Source organism: Glutamicibacter sp. NPDC090743, assembly GCF_044769125.1.
Lineage (GTDB): Bacteria > Actinomycetota > Actinomycetes > Actinomycetales > Micrococcaceae > Glutamicibacter.
The window spans coordinates 278,083-301,698 of the sequence record NZ_JBIVXE010000005.1; the positions used below are offsets into that span (position 1 = coordinate 278,083).

At 63.5% G+C, this 23,616-nt stretch carries 23 protein-coding genes; 9 read left to right on the plus strand and 14 right to left on the minus strand.

The window, feature by feature from the left end; all coding sequences use genetic code 11:
* Positions 1 to 19: 19 nt before the first annotated feature.
* The 3 genes from ACIQTS_RS12205 to ACIQTS_RS12215 are packed head-to-tail and all read right to left on the minus strand — an operon-like array spanning position 20 to position 3,276.
* A complete protein-coding gene (locus ACIQTS_RS12205; RefSeq protein ID WP_105656349.1) occupies positions 20 to 1,372 on the minus strand; it encodes an ABC transporter substrate-binding protein in 1,353 nt (450 codons plus the stop codon).
* Positions 1,373 to 1,417: 45 nt separating this feature from the next.
* A complete protein-coding gene (locus ACIQTS_RS12210; protein WP_402473536.1) occupies positions 1,418 to 2,530 on the minus strand; it encodes a Gfo/Idh/MocA family protein in 1,113 nt (370 codons plus the stop codon).
* A gap of 5 nt (positions 2,531 to 2,535) precedes the next feature.
* Positions 2,536 to 3,276: a sugar phosphate isomerase/epimerase gene (locus tag ACIQTS_RS12215; protein ID WP_365943719.1), complete on the minus strand. Its 741-nt coding sequence runs from the start codon at positions 3,274 to 3,276 to the stop codon at positions 2,536 to 2,538.
* Between the two features lie 158 nt (positions 3,277 to 3,434).
* Here ACIQTS_RS12215 and ACIQTS_RS12220 point away from each other — a divergent pair, with 158 nt between their 5' ends.
* Both ACIQTS_RS12220 and hutU read left to right on the plus strand, forming a co-directional pair.
* The gene (locus ACIQTS_RS12220; protein WP_402473537.1) at positions 3,435 to 4,649 is read left to right on the plus strand and encodes an ROK family protein; all 1,215 of its coding nucleotides are present in this window, start codon (positions 3,435 to 3,437) and stop codon (positions 4,647 to 4,649) included.
* Between the two features lie 130 nt (positions 4,650 to 4,779).
* Positions 4,780 to 6,456, plus strand: coding sequence for a urocanate hydratase (hutU, locus tag ACIQTS_RS12225; protein WP_402473538.1), 1,677 nt, complete (start codon positions 4,780 to 4,782; stop codon positions 6,454 to 6,456).
* Between the two features lie 78 nt (positions 6,457 to 6,534).
* On the opposite strand, the gene ACIQTS_RS12230 is transcribed toward hutU, so the two are convergent.
* Positions 6,535 to 7,044: a Dps family protein gene (locus ACIQTS_RS12230; RefSeq protein ID WP_133834001.1), complete on the minus strand. Its 510-nt coding sequence runs from the start codon at positions 7,042 to 7,044 to the stop codon at positions 6,535 to 6,537.
* Between the two features lie 314 nt (positions 7,045 to 7,358).
* Between ACIQTS_RS12230 and ACIQTS_RS12235 the strand changes: the two genes are divergently transcribed.
* The 4 genes from ACIQTS_RS12235 to panD all read left to right on the plus strand — a co-directional run bounded on the left by ACIQTS_RS12235 (position 7,359) and on the right by panD (position 10,819).
* On the plus strand, positions 7,359 to 7,751 hold the full coding sequence (locus ACIQTS_RS12235) for a hypothetical protein (RefSeq protein WP_402473539.1): 393 nt from the start codon (positions 7,359 to 7,361) through the stop codon (positions 7,749 to 7,751).
* A gap of 279 nt (positions 7,752 to 8,030) precedes the next feature.
* Positions 8,031 to 8,603 (plus strand): hypothetical protein, encoded by a 573-nt coding sequence (locus ACIQTS_RS12240; RefSeq protein ID WP_402473540.1) that lies wholly within the window; start codon positions 8,031 to 8,033, stop codon positions 8,601 to 8,603.
* Positions 8,604 to 8,744: 141 nt separating this feature from the next.
* Positions 8,745 to 10,286, plus strand: a complete 1,542-nt coding sequence (gene hutH, locus ACIQTS_RS12245; RefSeq protein WP_402473541.1) for a histidine ammonia-lyase — start codon at positions 8,745 to 8,747, stop codon at positions 10,284 to 10,286.
* A 110-nt stretch (positions 10,287 to 10,396) separates the two neighbouring features.
* Positions 10,397 to 10,819 carry an aspartate 1-decarboxylase gene (gene panD / locus ACIQTS_RS12250; protein ID WP_365943724.1) on the plus strand — a complete coding sequence of 141 codons (423 nt, stop codon included), beginning with the start codon at positions 10,397 to 10,399 and terminating at the stop codon, positions 10,817 to 10,819.
* 7 nt (positions 10,820 to 10,826) lie between these two features.
* Here panD and ACIQTS_RS12255 read toward each other — a convergent pair whose 3' ends face one another.
* Together ACIQTS_RS12255 and ACIQTS_RS12260 are read right to left on the minus strand one after the other, a co-directional pair.
* Positions 10,827 to 13,283 carry an ABC transporter gene (locus ACIQTS_RS12255; RefSeq protein ID WP_402473542.1) on the minus strand — a complete coding sequence of 819 codons (2,457 nt, stop codon included), beginning with the start codon at positions 13,281 to 13,283 and terminating at the stop codon, positions 10,827 to 10,829.
* A gap of 53 nt (positions 13,284 to 13,336) precedes the next feature.
* Complete coding sequence (locus ACIQTS_RS12260) at positions 13,337 to 13,717, minus strand: hypothetical protein (protein WP_402473543.1); 381 nt, start codon at positions 13,715 to 13,717, stop codon at positions 13,337 to 13,339.
* A gap of 152 nt (positions 13,718 to 13,869) precedes the next feature.
* On the opposite strand from ACIQTS_RS12260, the gene ACIQTS_RS12265 reads away from it, so the two are divergent.
* Entirely contained in the window at positions 13,870 to 14,355 is a 486-nt protein-coding gene (locus ACIQTS_RS12265) for a DUF6328 family protein (protein ID WP_365943727.1), read from the plus strand.
* A 12-nt stretch (positions 14,356 to 14,367) separates the two neighbouring features.
* On the opposite strand, the gene ACIQTS_RS12270 is transcribed toward ACIQTS_RS12265, so the two are convergent.
* The 8 genes from ACIQTS_RS12270 to ACIQTS_RS12305 all read right to left on the minus strand — a co-directional run bounded on the left by ACIQTS_RS12270 (position 14,368) and on the right by ACIQTS_RS12305 (position 21,416).
* On the minus strand, positions 14,368 to 15,168 hold the full coding sequence (locus ACIQTS_RS12270) for an oxygenase MpaB family protein (protein WP_402473544.1): 801 nt from the start codon (positions 15,166 to 15,168) through the stop codon (positions 14,368 to 14,370).
* A gap of 63 nt (positions 15,169 to 15,231) precedes the next feature.
* Positions 15,232 to 15,423 carry a hypothetical protein gene (locus ACIQTS_RS12275; protein WP_105661953.1) on the minus strand — a complete coding sequence of 64 codons (192 nt, stop codon included), beginning with the start codon at positions 15,421 to 15,423 and terminating at the stop codon, positions 15,232 to 15,234.
* A 53-nt stretch (positions 15,424 to 15,476) separates the two neighbouring features.
* Entirely contained in the window at positions 15,477 to 15,860 is a 384-nt protein-coding gene (gene rbsD / locus ACIQTS_RS12280; protein WP_365943729.1) for a D-ribose pyranase, read from the minus strand.
* 34 nt (positions 15,861 to 15,894) lie between these two features.
* Entirely contained in the window at positions 15,895 to 16,818 is a 924-nt protein-coding gene (locus ACIQTS_RS12285; protein WP_402473545.1) for a ribokinase, read from the minus strand.
* A 74-nt stretch (positions 16,819 to 16,892) separates the two neighbouring features.
* A complete protein-coding gene (locus ACIQTS_RS12290) occupies positions 16,893 to 17,828 on the minus strand; it encodes a substrate-binding domain-containing protein (RefSeq protein ID WP_105656332.1) in 936 nt (311 codons plus the stop codon).
* A gap of 49 nt (positions 17,829 to 17,877) precedes the next feature.
* Complete coding sequence (locus tag ACIQTS_RS12295; protein WP_359185508.1) at positions 17,878 to 18,846, minus strand: ABC transporter permease; 969 nt, start codon at positions 18,844 to 18,846, stop codon at positions 17,878 to 17,880.
* A complete protein-coding gene (locus ACIQTS_RS12300) occupies positions 18,846 to 20,360 on the minus strand; it encodes a sugar ABC transporter ATP-binding protein (RefSeq protein ID WP_365943731.1) in 1,515 nt (504 codons plus the stop codon). Before ACIQTS_RS12300 ends, ACIQTS_RS12295 begins: the two co-directional genes overlap by 1 nt.
* 21 nt (positions 20,361 to 20,381) lie before the next feature.
* Entirely contained in the window at positions 20,382 to 21,416 is a 1,035-nt protein-coding gene (locus ACIQTS_RS12305) for a LacI family DNA-binding transcriptional regulator (protein ID WP_105656329.1), read from the minus strand.
* Positions 21,417 to 21,646: 230 nt separating this feature from the next.
* Here ACIQTS_RS12305 and ACIQTS_RS12310 point away from each other — a divergent pair, with 230 nt between their 5' ends.
* Positions 21,647 to 22,333, plus strand: a complete 687-nt coding sequence (locus tag ACIQTS_RS12310) for a metal-dependent transcriptional regulator (RefSeq protein ID WP_400289624.1) — start codon at positions 21,647 to 21,649, stop codon at positions 22,331 to 22,333.
* Positions 22,334 to 22,624: 291 nt separating this feature from the next.
* Positions 22,625 to 23,497 (plus strand): HNH endonuclease family protein, encoded by an 873-nt coding sequence (locus ACIQTS_RS12315; RefSeq protein ID WP_402473546.1) that lies wholly within the window; start codon positions 22,625 to 22,627, stop codon positions 23,495 to 23,497.
* Positions 23,498 to 23,616 lie beyond the last annotated feature (119 nt).

Here is a 23,616-nt window from a genome sequence, read left to right on the forward strand (position 1 = left end):
AGTGCAACGTGTCGGGCCGCTAGCTAGCCGGCATCTGCTTCTGCGCGTCTTCCAATGCCTTGCGGACATCGGCCTCGGTGATTTTTTCGCCCTGGGCAATCCTGGCGAATTGCTTGGCGATGGCCTCGCCTACGAGGGATTCCATCTGCCCTTCGGTGGGGAACAGCGGCATCGGGGCCGCGTTATTGGCCAGGATCTCCTTCTTGGCCTGCTGCTCGGGGGTGTCGAAGGCCGGGTCGTCGAAAGCTTCGGTGACCGATGGCAGCGAGGTGTACTTGGCGTTCAGCTTCTTCTGCTCATCGACGCTGAGCAGGTGGTTCACGAATTCAAGGGCGGCATCCTTGTTATCCGAGTTCTCGAAGACGCTCACGTTGATGCCGGCAACCAGCGACTGGGTGGCTTCCAGCCCGGTGGCATCGGCGTTCTTCAGCGGGATGGGCGCCATGGCGTAGTCCTTGAAGTCAGCGGCATTGAAGGACTTGCCCGGGGCCTGGTCGAAGAACATGGCGGCGTTGCCGTCCATGATTTCCCCTGGCAGCACCGAACCGTCATTGATCTCGGCGTTGGACTTGGAGACAACGCCGTCCTCGCCCATCAGCTGGATCCAGTCGTTGACGCCGCTGACGACGCCATCATTGGTGAAGTCCGGCTTGCCGTCCGTGGTGTACAGCTCGCCGCCGTTCTGCATGCCCAGGATGAATGCGGAGTGGGCATTATTGGCGGTACGCTGTCCGGCCAAGGTGAAGCCGTACTGGTCGACCTTGCCGTCGTCGTCGGTATCCTTGGTCAGCTTCTTGGCGGTGGCCAAGAATTCATCCCAGGTCTTCGGAGCCTGCTTGATGCCGGCTTCCTCGAACATCTTGGTGTTGTAGTACAGGCCGTAGGCCATGGAATACAACGGCAGCGAGGTTGGGGCCTGGCCCTCGGCGCCGCCGGTGGCCAGGGCTGCCGGCACGAACTTCTCGGCTCCGCCTATGGCCTCCAGCGCCTCGCCTTCAAAGGGGACGAAGGCACCGCTGGCCTGCAAGGTGGTGGCCCAGGTGTTGCCGATGTTCAGCACGTCCGGCCCTTCGCCGCTGGAGACGGCGGTGAGGATGCGGTTGTACAGGTCGGCCCAGGGGACGACTTCCAGCTCGACCTCGATGCCGGTTTCCTCGGTGAACCGCTTGATGGATTCGCCCAGGATCTCCTCGTCCTGGGTGACCGAGCTGCCCTGGTTCGAAGCCCAGTAGGTGATGGTCCCGCCGGCTTCTTCCGACCCGGAGCCGGAAGCCGAGCCGGAGCAGGCGGCCAGGCCGCTGAGCGACAGCGCTGCGATGGAGGTGATCGCCGTGAAGCGCCCCAGCTTGCTCTTGAAATGTGGTGCAGACATGTTTATTCCTTTTAGGTGCGGGTGATGCTGTCAAGGGGTGGTGCTTCAGGCAAGGATGCCGGGAGCCGAAGGATCCCAGGCCGGGTCCAGCAGCGCGATGGGCTCGACCGTCGAGGCCACGTCGATGAAAGCTCCCGATTCCATGGCTTCCGCGGCGCAGACCATGATGTCCAGGACGTGGAACGCCAGTTCGCCGGGCACGCGTTCCTTGCGGCCCTCGCGGATGGCTTGGGCCAGTTCGGCAACGCCGGTGCCACGCCCGTAGGTGGATCCTTGGGCGGTGACAACGCTCGGCTCCTGGTCCCCGAAGTGCAGGATGGTGTCTCCGGTGAATTCGTTCGGATCCGGCAGCTGCGCGGTGCCTTCCGTTCCGGAGATCTCCACGAACCCTGCACGCTTGAGCTTGGAGTCGAAGCTGAAGATGCACTGCGCACTGGCCCCGGATTCGAAGGAGAGCAGCGCTCCGACGTGGGTTGGGACCTCGACCGGGAAGCTGGTTCCGACCTTGGGGCCTGCACCGATGACCCGTTGCGCGCGGGCCTGCGAACCCAGGGCGGCGACCTTGGCTACCGGGCCGAAGACTCGCACCAGGGTGGTCAGGTAGTAGGGCCCGAGGTCGAAGAGCGGTCCCGCGCCGTGGGCGAAGAGGAATTCCGGGCTGTGGTGCCAGGATTCCGGGCCGGGGCCCTGGAAGATGGCCAGGCCCGAAAGCGGGGTGCCGATGGCGCCTGCTTCAATCTGCCGCAGGCCGGTCTGCAGGCCCGCACCCAGGATGGTATCCGGGGCCACGGCGACGCGGACTCCTGCTGCCTTGGCGGCGTCGACCAGCTGCCGTCCGGATTCGCGGTCCAGCGCGTAGGGCTTCTCGCCCCAGACGTGCTTGCCGGCGGCCACCGCCTGCAGGGCTACCTCGACATGAACTGCCGGGATCGTCAGGTTCACGACGATCTGGATGTCTTCGCGGGCCAGCAATTCAGCATAGGTTCCCGAGGCTTCCACGGACCATTTGCGCGCTTGGCTTGCTGCGCGCTCGGTATCCAGGTCGGCGATGAACCGCACGGCGAGGTCCGGGAATGCGGTGAGGTTCTCCAGGTACTGGTCGCTGATGGTGCCGGCTCCGACAATGCCCACGCCCATGGGCTGATTCTGGAATTCCATAGTCCCTAGTTCTTTTCTGCTACGAGGTAGGCGCGGCTTTCGGACACGGCCTGGAAGATGTCGCCTGCGAAGTCATCGAGTTCCACCACATGCAGCATGCCGCTGGTGGCGTCGATGATCTGGTCGATCGGCATGGATCCGCTGCCCACCGGAACCTGTTCCTTGTGGTTCTTGGACTTCGGCCCGTCCTTGATGTGCAGGGCCACAACGCGGGGTGCCAGCGCTTCAAGCAGCTGGAGCACATCGGCGCCGCCCACGGCAACCCAGTAGGTGTCCACTTCCAGGACGACCTCCGGGTCCAGCAGGCTAGCCAGGTATTCCAGGGACGTTTTGGAATTGATCTTGCTGGAGATCTCCCAGTCGTGGTTGTGGTAGCCGACCTTGATGCCGTATTCGGCACCGCGCCGGGAGGCGGCGTTGAGCTTCTGCGCGATGGCACCGATGGACTCGGCATCCTGCCACTGCTCCGCCGGGATGAACGGATCGATGACCGTGCTGATGCCGAGTTTGCCGGCCGCGGCGAAGACCTCGTCGTAGTCCGAGGAGAGCAGCGGTGCGTGCGCCGTTGGCGCGCTGAGTTCGTTCTCGGCCAGCGCCTGTGCATACTCGTCAGCGCGGGCCACGAAGTTGTACGGCTCGACTTGCGTGTAGCCGATGCCAGCTACGCGTTCGAGCGTCGCGGCCAGGTTCTCTGCGATGTGCTCGCGCAGCGTGTACAGCTGGATTGATAGGTCGTGGGCAGGCAAAGGCGTCTCCTGAAAGAAGTGGTGGGTGCGATCCAGATGCTCATGACTTGCATCACACCTTGAGACTAGTTTTACTTTTGTCGATAGTCAATAGAAGTATGTCGACATTCTCATAAAGTGTTTCGGCTTCGCGTCCATTGCTGTGTTTTACTGGGTTCATGGCCAATCCTTCGAGCCCCAAAAGCATGCAATTCGCCCGCGGCGCCAGTGGGGCAGGCGACGTCTTGCAACTGTTCATGGACGGTGCCGCGCACAGCCGCACGGACCTTGCCGCCCTGACCGGCATGGCTCGCTCCACCCTGCAAGAGCGCCTCGACGTGCTCATCCAGCTGGGCCTGGTTGGCACCATTGCGGATGGCGCGTCCACCGGAGGCCGCCCTCCCCAGCGGCTTGCCCTGCTCCCCGATGCCCGCCTGGTGCTGGCCGTCGATCTGGGAGCCAGCCACCTGCGCGTTGCGCTGACCGATCTGGCCCCCACTCCCCTGATGCAATCCCAGGCTCCCATTTCCTTCGCCGACGGCCCGGTGGCGATCTTGCAGACCGCGATGGATCTGGCCGATGGCTTGCTCGATTCGCTGGGCCGCACCCGTGACGATGTCATTGCCATAGGCATGGGAGTGCCAGGGCCGGTGAATTTCGAGACCGGCCGTCCCGCCAATCCGCCCATCATGCCCGGATGGGACGACTTCGACATCCCCGCTTGGTTCCAGCAGCAGCTGGATGCCTTGGTGGTCGTGGACAATGACGTCAACCTCATGGCCATTGGCGAGAAGGACCAGCTGGAGACCGGCAGCGAGGACTTCATTTTCGTCAAGCTGGCTACCGGCATCGGCTCGGGCATCATTTCCGGAGGGCTGCTGCAACGCGGAGCGCAGGGCACAGCCGGCGATATCGGGCACGTGCGCATCCGCCGCGGCGATGGCATCTACTGCCATTGCGGCAATGAAGGCTGCCTGGAAGCCGTAGCCGCCGGACCCAAAATTGCCACCGCATTGCGGGCGCAGGGCATCGAAGCGCACAGCAACACCGATGTGGTCGCCCTGGTGAACTCGGGGAACATCCAAGCGATCCATGCAGTGCGCCAAGCCGGCCGCGACTTGGGCGAGGTATTGGCTGCCAGCGTGAGCTTGCTGAACCCGTCGCTGATCGTGGTGGGCGGTCGGATCTCCGCCGCCGGAGAGCACCTGCTGGCAGGCATCCGCGAGGTGGTCTACCAGCGCGGAGCGCCGCTTTCCACCCAGCACCTGCAGATCCGCACCTCGCGCAGCTGGGAAGTTGGAGCCCTGCGCGGAGCCAGCATGATCGCCATCAGCCAAGCCCTGAGCCCGGAGGCCATCGAACGCAGCGCGCTGGCGCTGATCCCCGCCACCTAGGAGCTGGAGGCAACCGGAAATTCCTCCGATTCTGAAATACCGGACAGCTCTGCCCATTCTCCGGTACCCAAGCCATGGCCGATAGCCAATGATGGAATCAGTTAGCTACGTTACATCGTAAGGAATTGCCATGAGCCACGAACCACGTGTTGTCCGCGCCCCGCGCGGTACCGAACTGACCGCCAAGTCCTGGGCCACCGAAGCCCCATTGCGCATGCTGATGAACAACTTGGATCCGGAAGTTGCCGAACGCCCCGAGGATCTCGTGGTCTACGGCGGCACCGGCAAGGCAGCCCGCTCATGGGAGGCATTCGATGCGATCGTCCAGACGCTCAAGGATCTGGAAGAGAACGAGACGCTGCTGGTGCAGTCCGGCAAGCCGGTCGGCGTCTTCAAGACCAACAAGTGGGCACCACGGGTGCTGATTGCCAACTCCAACCTCGTTGGCGACTGGGCCAATTGGGAGCACTTCCGCAAGCTCGAAGCCGAAGGCCTGATGATGTACGGCCAGATGACCGCCGGTTCGTGGATCTACATCGGCACCCAGGGCATCTTGCAGGGCACCTACGAAACCTTCGCCGCGATCGCCGAGAAGCGCTTCAAGGGCTCGCTGGCCGGAACCCTGACCTTGACCGGTGGCTGCGGCGGCATGGGCGGCGCCCAGCCGCTGGCCGTGACCCTCAACGGCGGTGCCGTGCTGATCGTTGACGTGGATGAAACCCGACTGCGCCGCCGTGCCTCCAAGCGCTACCTCGATGAGGTCGAACTGGATCTGGACAAGGCGCTGGGCAAAGTCCTGGCAGCCAAGTCCGAGGGCCGACCGCTGTCGGTGGGCTACGTCGGCAACGCCGCCGAGGTCTTCCCGGCGCTGCTCAAGCGCCACGAAGCTGGAGAATTCTCCTGCGACATCGTCACCGACCAGACCAGTGCCCACGATCCGCTCAGCTACCTGCCGGTGGAATACGCCATGGACCAATGGCACGCCGAAGCCGAAGCCGATCCGGCCGGCTTCACCAAGAAAGCCCAGGCCGCCATGGCCGCGCAGGTCGAGGCGATGGTGGGATTCCAGGACGCCGGCGCGGAGGTCTTCGACTACGGCAACTCGATCCGCGACGAGGCACGCAAGGGCGGTTTCACCCGCGCCTTCGAATTCCCCGGCTTTGTCCCGGCCTACATCCGTCCGCTGTTCTGCGAAGGCCTGGGCCCGTTCCGCTGGGTAGCGCTGTCCGGGGATCCCGAGGACATCAAGGTCACCGACCAGGCGCTGAAGGACCTGTTCCCGGAAAACGAGCACCTGCACCGCTGGCTGGATGCCGCACAGAAGCACGTGGAGTTCGAGGGCCTGCCGGCGCGCATCTGCTGGCTGGGCTACGGCGAGCGCCACAAGGCCGGCTTGCTGTTCAACCAGCTGGTCGCCGAAGGCAAGGTCTCTGCACCTATCGTGATCGGCCGCGACCACCTGGATTCGGGTTCGGTAGCTTCGCCGTACCGCGAGACCGAGGCCATGAAGGATGGCACCGATGCCGTGGCCGACTGGCCGCTGCTGAACGCCTTGACCGCAACCAGTTCGGGTGCCACCTGGGTTTCGATCCACCATGGCGGTGGCGTGGGCATGGGCCGTTCCATCCACGCCGGCCAGGTCTCCTTGGCTGACGGCAGCGAAATGGCCGCCGCGAAGCTGGAGGCACTGCTGACCAATGACCCGGGCATGGGCGTCATCCGCCACGTCGATGCCGGATACGAACGCGCCGCCGAAGTTGCCGCTGAACGCGGCGTGCGCATCCCGATGGCCACACAGGAGAAGTAGGACGCGAACATAGCCTGAGGCACCACTGATTGTGGTGCCTCAGGCTATTTATTCAATTCCAGGACCGCGCGGCCCGGGTTAAGGCTTCCGGGTTTCCGCGCTGATAAACCAGGCTTGCTGCTCCAGATCCGCAATGTACTGGTGCAGGATATCGGCGGTGGTCGGATCCGCTTCATCCACCGGGTCATGGACCTCTCGCATGACTCCCACAGTGGTCTGCAGTGCCTTGACAACCATGTCCACTGCATTAGTGGTCAGGATTTCGGTATTCACCGGTTGTTCCAGCTTCGTGTACTTCGTGACCGTTGCTGCCAGCCCGTCCGGAGTGGCATGCAAAGCTCGCATCCGCTCGGCGATTTCATCCGAGCCGCGACGCGCGATGTCAACGATTTCGTCGAGATTCTGGTGCAGGTCGCGGAAGTTGGGGCCAACGACGTTCCAGTGGATTTGCTTGCCCACCAATTGCAGGTCCAGCAGCTGGATCAGCACGGTCTGCAAGGACTCGCGCAGCACTTCCGGAGCCACGAACCCGTTTTCTGCGTTTTCGCGATCAGTTTTCTTTGCTGGAGTCTTCTTCGAATTAGCCAATGCTTCTCCTTACGTTGTCATGGACGCTTGGGGCAAGACCTGTCTCGGTGTCCCAGTCTGGACACTACCGATTTACCGGGCGGATTCCGACCGGATGGACAATTCTTTCGGAGAACGCTCAGCTTTCTCTTCGCGCCTGTTGAGCGATTCCAGAAGCCGCCATGGCAGCTGCGGAAAATACTCTTTGCCCCTCGGGTTCCCGGGAACGGCGATTCCTTTTAGCACGCAGTGGTGAATATTGGCCGAAGTCTCCGAACACCGTGGGTATTGGCTTAACTGCGGGTTTCCAGCGGCTCTGAGCTTCCCCGGAATCCTTGAACCGGGCTTTTTCTGCGCATAGCGTAGGGCAAGTCAGGAAGCACCGACCCACGGAGGACAGCACATCTGAGCAGGATGCAAACGAGCAGTTCGGGAACTTCGACAACAACGAATCTGAAGGCTTCGAAAGCCAGCAGTCGGAACAACAGTCCTACGGCGGTGGCGAAAGCCAGCAGTCGGAACAACAGTCCTACTGCGGTGGCGAAAGCCAGCAGCCCTACGGCGGCGGTGAAGGCCAGCAGTCGGAGCAGCAATCCTACGGCGATAGCAACGAATCCGGTGAGGAATCGTTTGGCGGCGAAAGCCAGGCCGGACAGCAGTCCGATGGCCAATCGTATGGAAACGATGAAAGCCAGTTTGGTTCCGAAGAGCGGAATGAAGGATTCTAGGAACCAAATAGCCCGGTAGGTTCGCCTGCCGGCTCAAACCGTGCCCCTTCTCCCCCTGGGCACTAGTAGTAGCTTCACTGCTTGCACTGGGCATGCGGTGAAGCGATTGCTTTTGTCCCCGCATGGAATCGTCAGTAAATTGCATGGTTGCGTGCTCCCGGGGCACGAGAACTCATTCGTTCCTGTGCCGTTCGCGTTGGTCATTTATCGTCATTCAACGCAGAATGTATCTATACCACGTGTCCAAATGCGCTGGCCGGTTCGATTGACAGGATGGTTATGTTCTCGAAAATTACCAAACGCTTCGCTGGGCCGCTGGCGGTTGGAATCCTTGCAGGCGCACTGGCAGGTTGCGTGAGCATCCAACCCTCCAGCGAAGAGACAAGCGCACCAGCAGAAGAAAGCATGGCACCGGAGAACGCCGGGCCTATCGAAGGCAGCGTCACCCCAAGCTCCAAAGCCCCAGAAGGCGCTTCTACTGGTACTCCCAATGTTCCGAAGGCACCTGCGGACAGCACCTTCCAGTTCGTCTATGATTTCCTCGATGCGCAAGCGACCGAAATCAGGTGCACGGGCGGCATGGATATCTCTGAAATGGGTCAAATGCTGAAGCTCATCGGCGATTGCCAGAACGTCACCATCTCTGGTTCCGGAAACATGATCGTCGCTCCGCACATCAAAAATCTTGAGCTGGACGGCAGCGGTAATATCGCAGCGGTCAAGAACATCAAGCACGTAACCTTTAGCGGCATCGGCAATTCGGCCGCATCCCTTAACGAGAACGCCAAGGTCACGGACAACGGCTCGTCCAACAAATTTGGCGAGGATGCCTTCGAAGGCATCACCTTCTGAAACCGGAACCCCTGAACGGGCCTCCAGGGCACTGTCTGGCATTTCGGACAGATGACCCGAATATCAGTGCCGTGCAAACTCGTTCTGCCGAACAATGGAGATTAGAGACCTCATTGCAGCGTAGAGAACGGATTGAAAATCATGGCTACTTCCCCGCACGTAACCCTGGACCTAGCTGGCGCCACCGCCGATGACGTGATTGCGGTAGCTCGGCACAACGCGCAAATCAGCATCGCGCCTCAGGTTCTTGAAGAACTGGCAGCAGTCCGCGCCCACATCGATGCCCTCGCTTCAGCCGACACCCCGGTCTATGGCATTTCCACCGGGTTCGGCGCCCTGGCAACGCGCCACATCGCTCCCGAGGACCGCGCTAAGCTGCAGCGTTCGCTGATCCGCTCGCATGCAGCCGGCATGGGCGACCCAGTTGAGCGCGAAGTGGTGCGCGCGCTGATGTTCCTGCGTGCCAAGACCCTGGCCTCGGGCCGCACCGGCGTGCGCCCGGTAGTGCTGGAAACCATGGTTGGACTGCTCAATGCCGGCATCACCCCGGTAGTGCGTGAGTACGGTTCGCTGGGTTGCTCAGGAGACCTTGCTCCGCTCTCCCACTGCGCACTGGTCCTGATGGGCGAAGGCGAAGCCACTGACCGCGAAGGCGTGAAGCGCCCCGTGCCGGAGCTCTTTGCTGAAGCAGGACTGGAACCTGTCGAACTGGCGGAGAAGGAAGGCCTGGCGCTGGTCAACGGCACCGACGGCATGCTCGGCCAGCTGCTGATGGCACTGGCAGACCTGGAAGAGCTCGCAGACATTGCCGATGCCACCGCGGCCATGAGCGTCGAAGCCCAGCTGGGCACCGACCAGGTCTTCCGTGCTGAACTGCACGAACCGCTGCGCCCGCATCCGGGCCAGGGCCGCAGTGCTGCAAACATGTTCAGTTTCCTTTCGGGCTCCCCCATTGTCGCTTCGCACCGCGAAGGCGACGGCCGCGTGCAGGATGCCTACTCGCTGCGCTGCTCCCCGCAGGTTACCGGCGCAGTACGCGACACCATCGCCCATGCCCGCCTGGTCGCCACCCGCGAATTGGCAGCAGCCATCGATAACCCTGTCGTGCTGCCATCGGGTGAAGTCACTTCCAACGGCAACTTCCACGGCGCTCCCGTGGCGTACGTCTTGGACTTCTTGGCCATTGCCGTAGCTGACCTGGGATCCATTGCAGAACGCCGGACCGATCGCATGCTCGACCCGGCTCGTTCCCGCGACCTGCCAGCGTTCCTTGCCGATGACCCGGGCGTGGATTCGGGCATGATGATCGCCCAGTACACGCAGGCCGGACTGGTCGCGGAGAACAAGCGTCTGGCCGTACCGGCCAGCGTGGATTCCATCCCGTCATCAGCGATGCAGGAAGACCATGTTTCCCTGGGTTGGCACGCGGCGCGCAAATTGCGCACCTCGGTCACCAACCTGCGCCGCATCCTGGCAATAGAAATGCTGATTGCCGGCCGAGCCCTGGATCTGCGCCAGCCATTGCAGCCTGGCCCGGCTACCCGCGCCGTATTGGAGCTGCTGCGCACCAAGGTTGCAGGCCCGGGCGAGGACCGTTTCCTCTCTGCCGAGCTGGAAGCTGCTTGCCAGTTGCTGGCCTCCGGGGAAGTGCATCGCGTGCTGGAAACCCATCTGCCAAAGTAGCCGTTCGCGGCCAACTGTGTGGGGTGCCGGACAATGCCCGGGCATCTGCGCGCAAGAGGCGTAAGCTTGGATACCGGGAAACCACTTACCTCGCGTGAAAGAATCGTCTAATGCAACGCACCATGTTCAAGTCCAAGATCCACCGGGCAACTGTCACCCAGGCAGACCTGCACTACGTAGGCTCGGTCACCGTTGACTCCGAGCTGCTCGAAGCCTCGGATATCCTGCCCGGCGAACTGGTCAGCATCGTAGACATCACCAACGGCGCCCGCCTGGAAACCTACACCATCGCTGGCGAGCCAGGCAGCGGGGTCATCGGCATCAATGGTGCGGCAGCGCATCTGGTGCACCCCGGCGACTTGGTCATCCTGATCAGCTATGCGCAGATGGACGATGCCGAGGCGCGCAGCTATGTGCCGAGCGTGGTGCATGTGGATGCCGATAACAAGATCATCCACCTCGGCGATGATCCTGCCGAAGCCGTGGCCGACGGGGTGCAGACTCCGCCGCACGCACTGCTGAACAGCAACTAGTCCAGCTTCACAAGGCCAGCCGGCGCGCAAGGTATTGCGCGGTTCTGCTGGCCTTGTCTTGCGCCACCGCCCTTGGGGTCCCCTCGGCAACGATGCGCCCGCCGCCATCCCCTCCGGCCGGCCCCAAATCGATCACCCAGTCGCTTGCGGCAACCACATCCATCTGGTGTTCCACCACGATGACGGTGTTGTCCTGGTCGACCAGCTGCTGCAGCTGCGATACCAGCAGCTGCACGTCGGCAGGGTGCAGTCCGGTGGTGGGCTCATCGAGCAGATAGAGCGTGTGCCCGCGGCGCTGGCGCTGGAGTTCGGTGGCCAGCTTGATGCGCTGGGCTTCGCCGCCGGACATTTCGGTGGCAGGCTGGCCCAGCTGCAGATACCCCAGTCCGACTTCGCGCAGGGTCGCCAGGGCCCGTGCCGCGGAAGGGATCCCGGAGAGGAAATCCTCGGCTTGGCTGACGTCCAGTTCCAGGATCTGGGCAATGTTCTTGCCCTGGTATTCGACATCCAGGGTCTGCTGGTTGTACCGGGTTCCGCGGCATTCGGGACATGGCCCGTAGGTCCCTGGCAAGAAGAGCAGCTCGATTTCCAAGTAGCCTTCGCCCTGGCAGTTCTCGCACCGCCCGCCGGCGACGTTGAAGGAGAAGCGTCCGGCACTGTAGCCGCGTTGCCTGGACAGCGGCAGCTCGGAAAAAGCCTTGCGGACCGCATCGAACAGGCCCGTGTAGGTTGCGACATTGGATCTGGGCGTGCGCCCGATGGGCTTCTGGTCCATGAGCACTACGCGGCTTAGCTGGTCTGCGCCGGTGACCTCGGCGATCACCGCGCGGTCCGCCACCGCCTCCGGATCCTCCGGCCCGGCAAGCACCGGGCCGCCCGCAGCCTGGGCCAGGGCACCGCAGACCAGGCTGGACTTGCCCGATCCCGACACGCCGGTGACCGAACAAAAGACCCCCAGCGGGAACGCGGCATCCACGTCGTCCAGGTTGTGCAGGTTCACCCCGCGCAGCTGCACCCATCCTTGGGCTTCGCGCGGCTCGCGGCGCGGCGCAGGCCCGGGATCGAGGAAGCGCCGGGTCACGGATTCCTGAATTCCGGACAGGCCGGAAACTTCTCCGCTGTAGAGCACCTGCCCGCCGTTGCTGCCCGCGCCCGGGCCGACATCGACAATCCATTGCGCACGGCTGACCACATCCATATTGTGCTCCACCACGAACACCGAGTTGCCTTCGGCCTTGAGCGCGTCGAGCACCTCGATCAGCGGCTGCACATCGGCCGGGTGTAGCCCGGCCGATGGCTCATCGAGCACGTAGATGACGCCGAACAGTCCCGCGCGCAGCTGGGTGGCGATGCGCAGGCGCTGCATTTCCCCCGGCGACAGCGTCGGGGTGGCGCGGTCCAGGCTCAGGTATCCCAGCCCGAGCTCGACCAGCACCTGGATTCGGCCCAGCAGGTCGGCGCTGATGATGCTCGCGACTTCGGCCTGCGCCTCTGCCTGGGCATCAGCCGCGAAGGGGCGCAAGAGCTCGGCCAGGGAGCTGAGCGGCTTGCCGTTGAATTCCGCGATATCCAGGCCGTCGAAGGTGACCTGGAGCGCATCGGGGCGCAATCCCGTCCCCGAGCACGCCGGGCAATCCTGCGAATGCATGAAAGCCAGCGCCTTGGACCGCAGGTTCTCGCTCTTCGAGGTCGCAACCGTGTGCCGGACGTAGCGTTCGGCACTCCAGAACCGGCCCTTGTACGGTTTGGCCACGCGATCCCGTTCCGGGGTGACTTCCACGACTGGCTGGTCTTCGGTGAACAGCAGCCACTTCCGTGTTTCCGCGGGCAGCTGCTGGAACGGAACGTCGATGTCGTAGCCCAGGTGCGTGGTGATGTCCCGCAGGTTCTTGCCCTGCCAGGCGCCGGGCCAAGCCGCAATCGCGCCGTCCCTGATGCTCAGGGAGGAATCCGGGACCAGCGATTCCTCGCTGACCGAATGCACCGTTCCCGCACCGTGGCATTGCGCGCAGGCGCCGGCCGCGGTGTTGGTGGAAAAGGCATCCGAATCCAGCATCGCCGCACCCTGGGGGTAGGTTCCTGCGCGGGAGAACAGCATGCGCACGGAGTTGGACAGCGTAGTCAGGGTCCCGACGGTGGAACGGGAACTGGCAGCACCACGCCGTTGCTGCAGGGCCACGGCCGGTGGCAGCCCGGAGATGAATTCCACCTTGGGCGTGTGCCCCTGGGCAATCAGCCGCCGCGCGTAGGGAGCCACCGATTCCAGGAATCGGCGCTGGGATTCAGCGAAGATGGTTCCGAAGGCCAGGGAAGATTTCCCGGAACCGGAGACCCCGGTGAAGGCGACAATGGCATCGCGCGGAATGCGCACTTCGACATTGTCCAGGTTGTTCTCGTTGGCACCCCGCACATGGATGAATCCGTCATGGTCGGCAGGTGCCCGGAAGGATGCAAAGCTCTTCATCTTTCCCACACTATGCGCATGCACGGGGCGAACTCAATTCGCACCTCGCGCGCTCACCCTTCGGATTGGCAGGCCGCGTCGGGGCATCCTTGCCAGGTCTTCGAGAAGTATCCGACGATATCGGTACTGTGATCCCACGGGTAGATTTCATCGACCTTCCCGTGGATACGCATCGCAGCCTGCGCCACGGCCAGGTGGAAGAACCGGCAGACCTGTGAGTAGTGCCAGAGATCCGCAATCAGCTCGGCCAGCTGTCCATGGGCCAGCGGCCGGCCGGGTCCAAATCCTGCTGCCGCCATAGCCTGGAGCACGATATCCTCCGTGAGTTCATGGCCTTTGCCGCAATCGCACCAGGCCAGGCCCTGGCTGGGCATCGACCACACATCAATGCTGCTCCCGGCGGCGCCATCAGGTTCCATCTGCTCCTCCATCATCGAATTCTGCTTGGCTCCCGAATGTACCGGCCGCGACCTACAGTTTGGCCCGGCGGGCCGGCAGGCTCTTGCCTGCACCGGCATTGCTTGGCATAGTCGTTTGAGCCGGCGGGGTTCAACCAGCTGGCGGATTGAGGCCGAGGAGAACAGTGATGATCAAGCGTTCCCACCCCGATACCAGCGATGGCGCACCACACCGGCAGTGGAACGAGCTGCTGCAGGAAATGCGGGTGATGCAAACTGGTGTGCAGATCCTGGCTGCTTTCCTGGTGGTTTTGCCCTTCCAGGCGAGGTTCGAGATGCTCAGCCGAACCGACGAGGTGGTCTACATCATCTTGCTGGTGGCGGCCACTGTGCTGATTCTGCTGCTGATCACCCCCGTGGCCGTGCACCGGTATCTCTTCGGGCAGCGGCTCAAGGAGCAGACGGTCAGCTTGGGGCACGCCGTCGTGAAGATCGTGGGCATCGGCGTGGGGCTGCTGGTCTCGGGTTGCGTCTGGTTTGTGCTGCAGGTGCTCTTCGGCTGGCAAATCGGGGCCTGGATCGGAGGGCCGCTGATCCTGGTGGCCTTGTTCCTGCTGGTGGCGCTGCCGCGGATCCTGATCCGGGTTGGACCAGAGAACGGCTTGGGGCACTAGGCTTCGGGCCGGCTAGGCCATCTTGTCGACGCGGCGCAATATCAGCCGCATCGGCGCATGCCTGATGGCTCGCGGCAGCAGCCGCGTGGCGGCCCTGGCGACGGCGATGACGCGGGCGTTGCGCTGCGCTGCTTTCCCGGTGAGGCGATAGCCGAAGCCCTCGCGCACCGGGGCCGGCAGCTGGGCGATGGTCACGTCGCGCATCAGCGGCATGCCGATCCGGACCCACCATGGGACATTGCGTGCTTCGAAAAGTTCGCGGGCCAGCGCCCTGGTCTGGTTGGTGACTTCCAGCTTCGCTTGATTCTGCGCAAAGTACTGCTCGAAGCCGCCGAGGTCCTGCGGCCAGTAGTCGCCCGGCATCTGCAAGGCCTCACCGAGCCGTGCGTACTGCAGGTAGAGCTCTTCCTGGTCGGCCTTGTTTTCATCCAGGATCTGGCCGGCAATTACGCGAGCCGAATCATAGAGCGTGGCCGCCACCCACAACTGCAGCCTGGGATCCAGCGCAGAATACGCGGGCCTGCCCTCGTCACGCGTTGCGCGAATGGGCCGGTGCGCCGCGTCCACATGGGCGATGATCTTGCGCTGCTGTTCTGCTGTGCCATTGCTCAATGCATAGATATAGCCGAGGGTATGAATCAGCCGGCTGAGCGGGTTGGCGGCGAAATCAGAGTGCTCGGCAATGGCCCGGCCAATCTGCGGGTGGGCCAGCTGAAGCAAGATGGCTCGGCCCGCTCCGAGCAGCAGCCCGGCTTCCGGCGCGATGCTCGAGAAGGGCTCGCCGTTCTCTGCGGCCAGGTTCCTTTGCTTCATGACCTCCATTCTAGGCAGTCGGCTTGCCCAAGGTCATTGGCGCCGATGGCTGCAGGAAGTCGCTCAGGATTCTTGCGTCGCACCCTTCTTCAGCAGGACAACGACGGAAGCTGCGGCCATGAACACGGTTCCCGCGATCACCGCAATGCTCTGGGGCGTCTGGCCCGGGTCGCTGGACAACGCCGGCACGGTGAGAATCAGGACGGCCGCCCCCAGCACCATGAGGGCGAAAGCTGCATAGAACATCTTCTTCACTGCGTCTCTCCTCGGGTAGCGCGCTGCCGCGAAACAGCTGCGGCATCCGGTGCCTAGAATGCTACCCCGCAGTGCAGGATCGCGTTGGCGTAGGGGGTAGCTTCCCCCGTGCGCACAATGACCTTGGCCTGGGGCAGTTGGGCTTTCAGCTCTTCGTGGGAGATGAAGTCCGGGTCCAGGCCCCTGGCCAGGCACAGTTCCTGGACCGGGCCGTTCTCTGCTTCGGCCGCCAGGGTGCTGTTCTCGATCACCATGTTCCGGGCCAGGACCTCGAGCACCTGATCGAAGCTGGGCAGCCCCTGCACCAAGGCCAGATCGATGACCAGTGGGCCTTCGGGCAGCGGCAGGCCGCAGTCCGCTATCACCACGGTGTCGGTATGCCCGCACTTGGCCAGGGCGGCCAGCAGCGGGGCGTTGAGAATTTCGGATTTCAGCACAGCGGCTTCCTCAGGTCTTGCTCGAAAAGGGGTCTCAGAGGTTCTGCAGGGAACGCGGGTAGGAAGCTTGGGCTCCGTGCGCCTGCACCGTCAGCGCGGCGAACTTGCCGGCGAATTCTGCGGCCTGCGCCAGGTCATCGCCCTTGGCCAGGCGGGCAGCCACCGCACCGGTGAATGCGTCGCCGGCACCGGTGGTGTCCACGGCCTGGACCTTCACGGCGGGCAGCGCGCGAACCTGGACCCCGCCGTTCTCCCCTGGGAACCGGTCGGCAACCAGGCAGCCATTAGCGCCGAGGGTGATGACCACGCTGGCGATGCCCTCGTCGACCAGCATCCCGGCCAGGCGCTCGTACTTGCCGTCGAACCGGCGAGCCGGGTGCGGGTTCAGCTGCTGGAGCACGGCTTCGGCCTCATGCTCGTTGACCACCAGCGGGTTGGCCTTGAGCAGGTACTCGCGGTCCAGTTCAATCACCGGCGCCAGGTTGAGCACGATGCGCTGTGTGGCAGCATCCATGGCGGCCTTGATGCCCGAGGCAGGAATCTCGCCCTGCAGCACCAGGATGCCCTCGATGCCCCCGGCGCCCTGCACAGCCTCGCCGGAGACGGTCGAGTTGGCCCCGGAGACCACGGCAATGGAGTTCTCCGCGCCACGGTCCACCTGGATGATGGCTACGCCGGTCGGCTCGCTGGCGCGGGCCACGCGATCGAGCTTCACGCCGGCTTCCCCGAGCTGGCCCAGCGCAATTTCGGCGTGCGAGTCGTTGCCGACGGCGCCGATGAATTCCGTGGCGGCACCGGCCAGCTGGGCGGCCAGCGCCTGGTTGGCGCCCTTGCCGCCGGGCGAGAGCTGGTAGGAATCTGCCAGCACGGTTTCACCCGGGCCGGGAAGGCGGGCCATCAGCGCAGTGATGTCCACGTTGCTAGAGCCCACAATGGTGACCTGGATGTCCTGCTGCATGCTATGTCCTCTGGTTCTCTCCACCCGGCGGCCGATGGGCGCCGGTGCACTGCTTGATTGCCGCTAAGGGCAGATTACTCGCCTGCGTAGTCGGCGACGTTCTTCTCGTCTACCGTGTCAACGGCGACCTGCACATTGGCTTCGACTTCTTCGCCCTTGATGGCCTTGGCCAGGATCTGCACCGACTGCTTGCCCAGCTCGGCCGGGTTCTGGGCGATGGTGGCAACCAGGGTGCCATCCTGGACTGCCTTGAAGCCGTCGTCGGTGCCGTCGAAGCCGACTACCAACACGTCCTTGCCGGCCTTGTCGCCCAGTGCCTGGATGGCGCCCAGGGCCATTTCGTCGTTCATCGCCAGCACGCCAGCGGCATCCGGGTTGGCCTGCATCAGGTTGGTGACCACGTCCAGTGCTTCGGCTCGGTCGAAGTTGGCGGTCTGCGAGGAGACGACCTCGATGTCCTTGAACTCGGCCAGGCCCTTGTCGAAGCCTTCGCCGCGCTCGTTGGTTGCCGAGGCGCCTGGAACACCTTCCAGCACGATGATCTTGCCCTTGCCGCCCAGCGCCTCGCCCAGCGCCTTGGCAGCCTGCTCGCCGCCGGCAACGTTATCCGAAGCCACGAAGGAAGCGATCTTGGTCTCGCCCACCGCACGGTCAACCGCAACGATCGGCAGGCCGGCCTCGGCCACCGGGTTCAGGCCGGCTTCAGCGGTTTCGGTATCCACGGCGTTGATGATCAGGCCGGCCGAGCCGTTGGTTGCCGCGGTGGCCAGCTGGTTGGCCTGGGTTGCGGAGTCGTTCTGCGCGTCGACGACGGACAGGTCGATGCCCTGCGCTTCGGCCTCGGCCTGGGCGCCGTCACGCAGGTCGACGAAGAAGGGGTTGTTCAGGGTGGACACTGCCAAGGTGGCCGAGCCGGCCTCTGCTTCGGTGCCGCGGTTGCAGGCGGCCAGGCCGGCCACCAGGGCCAGTCCGACGCTGACGGCTGCGGTCTTGCGGATGATGTTCTTCATGGGGTTCTCCTTTGAACTTTTCTTGAATTGCTGGGTACGGAGGGAAAATCTAGTGCTTGACGTTCTTGCGGCGCAGCACGTCGAAGCCCACGGCGATCGCAATCACGGCGCCGATGACTACCTGCTGCCAGAAGGCGGAAACCGAAAGCAGGTTCAGCCCGTTGCGGATCACGGCCAGCACCAGGGCGCCGATCAGGGTGCCGGAGATGCGTCCCACGCCGCCGGAGAGCGATGCGCCGCCGATGACCACGGCCGCGATGGCATCCAGCTCGTAGCCCGATGCCAGGGTCGGCTGGGCCGAGTCCAGGCGCCCGGCCAGGATCATGCCGGACAGGGCCGCGAAGACGCCGGAGATGATGAAGACGGTGACCAGCACGCGCTTGACCGGGATGCCCGACAGACGCGCGGCTTCGGTGTTGCCGCCCACGGCGAAGGCGTTCTTGCCGATGACGGTGCGGTTGAGCACGAAGGCGGCAAGCAGGCCGGAGACGACCAGGATCAGGATCGGCACCGGGATCGGGCCCAGGTCATCGCCCAGCCAGGACACCGAGGAGCTGGTGGAGATCGGCCGGCCATCGGAGATCACCAGGGTCAGCCCACGCACCACGGTGAGCATCGCCAGCGAGGCGATGAAGGTGGGCAGCTTGCCGTAGGCGCTCATCGCACCGGTGACCCAGCCGCACAGTGCACCGACGGCCAGGCCGATCGGGATGGACAGGCCATCGGGCAGGCCGGCGGTGGTGATGGCGTAGGAGGAGCCCATGGCCGAGAGCGCCGCGACCGAGCCGACCGAGAGGTCGATGCCGGCGGCGACGATCACGAAGGTCATGCCGAAGGCCATCACCGCGATGGTGGAGACCTGGATGCCGATGTTCATCAGGTTCGGTCCGGTCAGGAAGCGCGGGGTGGCGATGAACAGGGCCAGGCAAAGAATGACCAGGCCAACCAGGGCTCCGTTGTTGGCAAGGAATGCCTTGAAATCAAAGCCCTTCTTCGGGGCAGTAGCTACGCTGCTCATTACTTGGTTCCCATTTCTTCTTCGCGGTGCACATTGCTGACGGCCAGGGACATGATGGCGTCCTGGGTGGCTTGTTCGGTGGCCAGTTCCCCGGCGATGCGTCCCTGGCTCATGACCAGGACGCGGTCGGACATGCCCAGCACTTCGGGCAGTTCGCTGGAGGCCATCAACACGCAGCCTCCGGAGGCGGTGATCTCATTGATCAGTTCGTAGATTTCGACCTTCGCTCCCACGTCCACGCCGCGGGTCGGCTCATCGAGCAGCAGCACCTTGGCCCCGGCGGTGAACCAGCGGCCGAACACGGCCTTCTGCTGGTTTCCGCCCGAGAGCGAGCGGATGGGCGCATCGATGCTGCCCATGCGGATGCGCAGGCGTTCGGCGACCTGCTGCGCGCGGTCCTTCTGGCCCTTGCGGTCCACCAGTCCGTTCTTGGCGGTGGCGGCCATGGTGGCGTAGCCGATGTTCTCGGCCACCGAGGCATCCAGCACCAGGCCCTGGGTCTTGCGGTCCTCGGGAACGTGCCCGATCCCAGCGCGGGTAGCTGCAGCGACGTCGAAGCTGGCCAGCTTCTTGCCGTTGACCGCCACGACGCCGCTGGCGTACTTGTCGGCTCCGGCGATGGCGCGGATCAGCTCGGTGCGCCCGGCACCCATCAGGCCGGCCAGGGCAACCACTTCGCCGGGGCGGACTTCCAGCGAGATGTCCTTGAGCATGCCCTCGCACAGGTTCTGCACGCTCAGCAACGGCTTCTGGCCTGGCTCGGTGGCTACGCGCGGGAACTGGGCGTCGATATCGCGGCCGACCATGAGCCGGACCAGCTCGTTCTCCTCGGTGTCCGCCGGCACGGTGGCAATGAATTTGCCATCGCGCAGCACGTTCACGAAGTCGCCGATTTCGGCAATCTCATCGAGGTGGTGGCTGATGAACACCATGCCCACCCCTTGTTGCTTCAAGGTGGCGACCACCGAGAACAGGTGCGCGATTTCGGCCTTGGTCAATGCCGCGGTGGGCTCATCGAGGATCAGCACGCGGGCGTCCAGACTCAGCGCCTTGGCGATCTCCACCAATTGCTGCTGGGCCAGGCCCAGCTGGCCCACCGGCGTATCGACGTCCAGCGCCAGTCCGAGCTTGTCCATCGCTTCGCGGGCGATCTGGCGCATGGCGCGGCGGTTGATGATGCCGAATTTGCGCGGCACGCGGCCCAGGGTGATGTTCTCGGCGATGGTCATCGACGGGACCAGGTTCAGTTCCTGGTGGATGGTGGCGATGCCCAATGCCTCGGAGGCCTTGGTGTTGGGAATCTTCACGGCCTTGCCGTCCACCAGGATCCGGCCGGCGTCCGGCTCGTGCACGCCGGCGATCATCTTGATCAGCGTCGACTTGCCTGCGCCGTTCTCGCCGAGCAGCACCGAGACCTTGCCGGCATGCACCTCGACGGTGACCTCGTCGATCACCTGTACCGGGCCGAAGGACTTGCAGACCTTGTCCAGGACCAGCAGAGCGTCATTACTCATTTTCGTTCCTTCCATCCTCGCCTATGCGCCGGTGGCGGGTTGCGTTGGGGCCAGCGACTCACGCGCGGTGAATCGGCTGATGAATTCTTGGGGCTCGGGGCTCTTGCCCGCCATGACGTCCTGGAGCGCGGTGACCGCGGCGCGGCCCATGCTGGTCAGGTCGTGGCTGATCGTGGCGATCGGCGGATCGTGCATGAGCATTGCGTCCACCTCGTCGAAGGTGATCACCGAGAGCTGCTTCCCGATCCGGATGCCGGCTTCGCGCCACACGGTCAGTGCGCCGATGGCCATTGGCGCATCGGCGATGACCACCGCGGTGGGCTGCAGTTCATGGCCCAGCAGCCAGCGGGCGCCTTCGGCACCCGAGGCGGCGCGGAAGTCGCCGGCAAAGTGCAGGGCAGGATCGGTATCCAGGCCGTTGGCTGCCATCGCCGAGTCGAAGGCGCTGTGGCGTTCGCGGGCGGTGGAAGCGTGGTCCGGGCCGCCCAAGAAAGCGATCTTGGCGTGGCCCAAGGCCTTCAGCCGCGCGATGGCTTCTTCCAGGGCGCCGGTGCTGGAGGCGGTGATGGATGGGATGCGAAGCTCGGGCAGGGTGCGGTCGACGAAAACCAGCGGAGTGCCCGAGGCAATGATGCGCTGCATCATCTGGCTTGGCCGGTCGGCGTCTTCATCAAGGCCCTGGGGAACGAGAATCAATCCGTCAACGCGGCGCGAAAGCATCGCGGCGAGGAACTGGTCCTGCTGTTCGGTGTCCTCGTTGGCATTGCCGATGAAGGTCATCATTCCCGCGGCGTGGGCCTGCTGCTCGACGGCATGCGCGAGATCGGAGAAGTAGGGGTTGCGCACATCGGATATCAGCAGCGCGATGGTGTCGGTTTTGGTGGAGCGCAGGGAGCGGGCCTGGGCATTGGGCACGAAACCCAAATCCTTGGCGACAGCTTCCACTTTTTCGCGGGAAGCGGCCGAAGTGGCGGGGTGGCCGGATAGAACGCGCGAGGCAGTCGCGGAAGATACTCCGGCTGCAAGTGCCACATCCTTGATGGTGACAGCGTTCATGTCGATAAGCCCCTTTGCTTACGTGTAATCGATTCCATGGAATCGATTACACAGTTTTCCTCACAAAGAAATTTAAGTCAATACGCTGCCCCTGGGCCTCGGATAATCCTTATCCATGGAGCAGAATTTTTCGGCTCTTGACTAGCCGCTTTCAGTTGTCAGCGGTCTCCAGCCCGAAATGCCCAATAATCAAAGTCACCTCGCGGCCAGCTGGCCCGATGGTCGCTAAGATGGTGCTTGTGTCGGTCAACCAGCTTTCAGATAGCGCCCAGAACTATCTCAAGATCATCTTCGGTCTCAACGAGTGGTCGAGCGATCCGGTAACCGCCAGCATCATCGCCAGCAAATCAGGCATGAAGCTCTCCACGGTTTCCGGCGCGCTGGGCAAATTACGCCAGCAGGGCCTGCTCGACCATGCGCCCTATGGCGCCGTAACGCTGACCGAACTGGGACGCGAGTATGCGGTGACCATGGTGCGCCGCCATCGCCTGATCGAAACTTTCCTGGTGCAGATGCTGGGCTACCGCTGGGACCAGGTGCATGAGGAGGCCGAGAGCCTGGAGCATGCGGTATCCGATTTCATGATCGAGCGCATCGACAGCCTGCTGGAGCACCCCACCCGCGACCCGCATGGCGACCCCATCCCGACGGCCGAAGGCCGCATTTCCATCCCGCAGGCGTTCAACCTGAGCGATGCCAGCGATGACGCCCAGGTGGTTGTCGAACGCATCGCCGATGACGATTCGCAGCTGCTGCAGTATTTCTCCGATCACCGGATCGTTGTCGGCGCGCAACTGCGCATTACCGCTGGCGAGCAATTCTCCGAGACAGTGAATGTCCAGGTCTGCTCAACTGGCGAAACCCTGCGCTTGGGATCACGTGCAGCCGCGGCCGCATGGGTCTCCCTTCTCCCCTGAAATGCCCTTCCAGGTTCTGGTCAACGGCACGCGGAAGGCCCGTGGAATCGACGCGTCCCTGCACCCAGGGTGCTGATTGTCCGGCCAATAGTCTAAAGTGATGATCAACCAGGGATACTGCAATGTACAAGTTTTACATGGGGGTGCATTGCAGCATTCTTGGCGAACTCCTGCGCTCACACTCTCTTGAAAGACATCACCTTGCCAAGAAAACTCATTGCTGCGCTCTGCGCTGCAGTTTTGGTGCTCGCTGGATGCAGCGCACCGGCAGAACCTTCGGCACTTACCGGGATGGATCCCGCACCGGTTGAAGACCTGCTGGCAACAGATCGTCCGTTGCTGGTTGAACGGGCTGCCACCAGCAGCAAGAAGGTCCTTCCCGGGGCGAAGCTCAAGGGCCCCAAGGCCACCGCAATGCTCAAGACCCTGCCGGTAAAGGGCAAGGCGGCCGCCACTGGGTACAACCGGAACAAGAAATTCGGCAATGGGTGGAAGGACTTCGACAAGGACAAATGCGATGAACGCCAGGACACCTTGTCCCGGGACATGTCCAAGGTGAAGTTCAAGGACCGCAAGAAGTGCACCCTAGCTTCGGGCACGTTGCATGACAGCTACACCGGCAAGAGGATCAACTGGAAGGTCAAGTCAGGCAGCGTCGACATTGACCACGTGGTTTCCCTGAAGAACGCGTGGATCTCCGGCGGCCAGAAGCTTTCCCAGGCCCAGCGCCAGGCTCTGGCTAACGACCCGCTGAATTTGATGGCCGCTGATGCCTCTGCCAATCGCCAAAAGGGCGATAAGAACACAGCTGAATGGCTCCCCAAGAACAAGTCCTTCCGATGCCAGTACGTAGCCACCCAGATCAGCGTCAAGAAGAAGTACGCGCTGTCGGTCACCAAAGCCGAAAAGCAGGGCATGGCCAAAGTGCTCAAGAGCTGCCGCAACCAGAAGGCCGCGAAAGTCACCACGATCAAGCCTGCCGGTTCCAAGCCCAAGGCATCACCGAAGAAGGACGTGCACAAGGCTCCTTCCGTGGTCAAGGGCACCGTGCATCCGGGCGCTTACTGCAAGCAGGCAGACAAGGGAAAGCGCGGCAAGTCCAAGGCCGGCAAGCTCTACACCTGCAAGACCGACGCCAAGGGCAAACTGCGCTGGCGCGCCTAATGCCGCTTGCAGGTCCCGATCGAGCCAACTGATTCAGCTGCCCATCCGGGCGCAGCGCAGGGCAGCGCCCTTCCAGTTAGCAGGGTGGTCGGGTGGAGGTTCAAGCCATGCGCCGGATC